The organism is Psychrobacter sp. NPDC077938, assembly GCF_044542635.1.
GTDB lineage: Bacteria > Pseudomonadota > Gammaproteobacteria > Pseudomonadales > Moraxellaceae > Psychrobacter.
In genome coordinates, this window is the sequence record NZ_JBITUW010000012.1 from 1 (window position 1) to 3,854 (window position 3,854).

General features: G+C 45.4%; 2 tRNA genes and 2 rRNA genes. All 4 read right to left on the minus strand.

Annotated elements, in window-relative coordinates:
* Positions 1 to 392: 392 nt before the first annotated feature.
* The 4 genes from rrf to ACIGBM_RS13445 all read right to left on the minus strand — a co-directional run bounded on the left by rrf (position 393) and on the right by ACIGBM_RS13445 (position 3,843).
* A 5S ribosomal RNA gene (rrf, locus tag ACIGBM_RS13430) occupies positions 393 to 500 on the minus strand.
* Between the two features lie 123 nt (positions 501 to 623).
* A 23S ribosomal RNA gene (locus tag ACIGBM_RS13435) occupies positions 624 to 3,445 on the minus strand.
* 166 nt (positions 3,446 to 3,611) lie between these two features.
* Positions 3,612 to 3,685, minus strand: a tRNA-Ala gene (locus ACIGBM_RS13440).
* Between the two features lie 84 nt (positions 3,686 to 3,769).
* Positions 3,770 to 3,843: transfer RNA gene (locus tag ACIGBM_RS13445), tRNA-Ile, on the minus strand.
* Between the last annotated feature and the right edge of the window lie 11 nt (positions 3,844 to 3,854).

Genomic DNA, 3,854 nt, shown 5'->3' on the forward strand with positions numbered 1-3,854 from the left:
AAAGTGACATGGAGGTTCTATGCATTATGTGAACCAAGATTAAAACTAACCACTAATTACTAACCACTAACTACTATTTAAATGAGGTACGACTGAAGAATCTGTACAAGAATTGAAGTTTTTATGTCCATTTTGATCGAGGTCACATGTAGCACAAGATTCTTCACTGCTCAGAAATCGAAGATTCGACGCAGTCAATGACAAAATAACGAGCATCGCCTCACTAAGACTTCCAGCTTCCAACTTCTCCAAATTCCCTCAAACCACGCATGGTGGTTCTATACATGATGTGAACCAAAATTAAAACTAACCACTGGCTACTATTTACTAACTACTATTATTTAAATTTACTGCATAAAAAAACCCTTCATATTTCTATGAAGGGTTTCTAAAAAAGGCGACGACCTACTCTCCCACGAATGTAGTACCATCGGCGCAATTGGGCTTAACTTCTCTGTTCGGAATGGTAAGAGGTGAGCCCCAACGCTATAATCACCTTAAATCTTTCGGTGTGTGTAGATAAACTACTTAACCGTATAAAATAACATATTGAAAAAAGCACGCTTAGCGTGAGTATACTGAAAAAAATATAATAGAATGTGTACTTAGTAAAAAAACAGGCGTACAATAAGCCTATGGGTTATTAGTATCACTCGGCTATGACATTACTGCCTTTACACCTATGACCTATCAACGTGGTAATCTCCCACGACCCTTTAAAGAAATCTCATCTTGTGGTGGGTTTCGCGCTTATATGCTTTCAGCGCTTATCCCTTCCCAACGTAGCTACTCTGCAATGCTCCTGGCGGAACAACAGATACACCAGAGGTTAGTCCAACTCGGTCCTCTCGTACTAGAGTCAGATCCACTCAAATTTCTAACGCCCACTGTAGATAGAGACCGAACTGTCTCACGACGTTCTGAACCCAGCTCGCGTGCCACTTTAATGGGCGAACAGCCCAACCCTTGGGACCTTCTCCAGCCCCAGGATGTGACGAGCCGACATCGAGGTGCCAAACCCCCCCGTCGATATGAGCTCTTGGGGGAGATCAGCCTGTTATCCCCGGCGTACCTTTTATCCTTTGAGCGATGGCCCTTCCATACGGAACCACCGGATCACTATGCTCTACTTTCGTACCTGATCGACTTGTAGGTCTCTCAGTCAAGCTTCCTTATGCCATTGCACTCTACGTACGATTACCAACCGTACTGAGGAAACCTTTAGAAGCCTCCGTTACTCTTTTGGAGGCGACCACCCCAGTCAAACTACCCACCAAGCACTGTCCCTTCAATTGAAGGTTAGACTCTAGACAAGCAAAGGGTGGTATTTCAACAATGACTCCACAACGCCTAGCGACGCCGCTTCAAAGTCTCCCACCTATCCTACACATTACTTATCCAAAACCAATACTAAGCTATAGTAAAGGTGCACGGGGTCTTTTCGTCCCACAGCGGGTAATCGGCATCTTCACCGATACTACAATTTCACCGAGCTCATGGTTGAGACAGTGTCCAGATCGTTGCACCATTCGTGCAGGTCGGAACTTACCCGACAAGGAATTTCGCTACCTTAGGACCGTTATAGTTACGGCCGCCGTTTACTGGGGCTTCATTTAAGATCTTCGCCGAAGCTAAACCCTCCACTTAACCTTCCAGCACCGGGCAGGTGTCAGGCCATATACGTCATCTTTCAATTTAGCATAGCCCTGTGTTTTTGATAAACAGTCGCCTGGACTCTTTCACTGCGGCCCCACCGGAGTGGGGCGACGCTTCTCCCGAAGTTACGCGTCTATTTTGCCTAGTTCCTTAACCATGAATCTCTCGAGCTCCTTAGAATTCTCATCCCAACTACCTGTGTCGGTTTAGGGTACGGGCTGCTTCACTCGCTTTTCTTGGAAGTCGCTTCTCTGGATTATCACCGCAGCCGAAGCCTTAGTGTACTATCGCGGTATTACTACTCGCTTCAACGAACTATTCCGTCAGTTCGCACCAAATATACGCCTCCGTCACTTTTGTTGTGAGCAGGTACAGGAATATTAACCTGTTGGCCATCCACTACCCCTTTCGGGTTCGCGTTAGGTCCCGACTAACCCTCAGCTGATTAGCATAGCTGAGGAAACCTTAGTCTTTCGGAGTGCGGGTTTCTCGCCCGCATTATCGTTACTTATGCCTACATTTTCTTTTGTAGCTACTCCAGCATGACTCGCATCACACCTTCAACGCCACTACAATGCTCCCCTACCACTTTTTCAAGTCCATAGCTTCGGTAATATGTTTATGCCCGATTATTATCCATGCCGAACCGCTCGACTAGTGAGCTGTTACGCACTCTTTAAATGAATGGCTGCTTCCAAGCCAACATCCTAGCTGTCAAAGCAGTTCAACCTCGTTTTTTCAACTTAACATATATTTGGGGACCTTAGCTGATGGTCTGGGTTCTTTCCCTTTCGGACATGGACCTTAGCACCCATGCCCTCACTGCTGATTAACATTTTATAGCATTCGGAGTTTGTCAGGAATTGGTAGGCGGTGAAGCCCCCGCATCCAATCAGTAGCTCTACCTCTATAAAACTATAAATCAACGCTGCACCTAAATGCATTTCGGGGAGTACGAGCTATTTCCGAGTTTGATTGGCCTTTCACCCCTACCCACAGGTCATCCGAAGACTTTTCAACGTCAACCGGTTCGGTCCTCCATTTAGTGTTACCTAAACTTCAACCTGCCCATGGGTAGATCACACGGTTTCGCGTCTACCACTACTAACTAAAGCGCCCTATTCAGACTCGCTTTCGCTACGGATCCGGACCTGAAGTCCTTAACCTTGCTAGCAACGGTAACTCGTAGGCTCATTATGCAAAAGGCACGCCGTCACCCCAAAGGGCTCCGACCGCTTGTAAGCGTATGGTTTCAGGATCTTTTTCACTCCCTTATTCAGGGTTCTTTTCACCTTTCCCTCACGGTACTAGTTCACTATCGGTCTCTCAGGAGTATTTAGCCTTATCGGATGGTCCCGACTGATTCATACAGGATTACTCGTGTCCCGCACTACTCAGGATACCACTATCTTAACGCTCTTTACTTATACGGGACTATCACCCTCTATGGTTTGGCTTTCCAACCAATTCTAATTCATTACGCCTCAAATATCGTGGTCCTACAACCCCAATAATGCCGTAACATTACTGGTTTGGGCTAATCCGCGTTCGCTCGCCACTACTAACGGAATCACTTTTGTTTTCTTCTCCTCCGGGTACTTAGATGTTTCAGTTCTCCGGGTTTGCTCCTATTGCTAGGTGACATATCTTCAATATGCCGGGTTGCCCCATTCGGATATCTGCGGATCACATTGTATGTGCCAATCCCCGCAGCTTTTCGCAGCTTATCACGTCCTTCATCGCCTCTGAGAGCCAAGGCATTCCCCATACGCCCTTATTTAGCTTATTGTACTTTTTGCTTTTTTAATGAGTTACATTACTAATAGTCAGCTCGTGACTTTCTATTAGCTTATTATATTATATATGAATAGCTTGCGCTATTCTTATTTTTTTCATGTATCTTTTTTCAATATGTCAATGAACTTTCAATTCCTTAGCTTTCGCAAGGATTGTTGTGGAGAATATCGGAGTCGAACCGATGACCTCCTGCGTGCAAGGCAGGCGCTCTAGCCAGCTGAGCTAATCCCCCAATTACTAGTCGATAGCAATTAGTAGTTAGTAGTTAGTTATAACTACTACTCAAACTTCTAGAATTTCCTTTTTATAGTATTAGTAGTCTCAGGCAGACTCGAACTGCCGACCTCTACATTATCAGTGTAGCGCTCTAACCAGCTGAGCTATGAGACTCTACTATAATA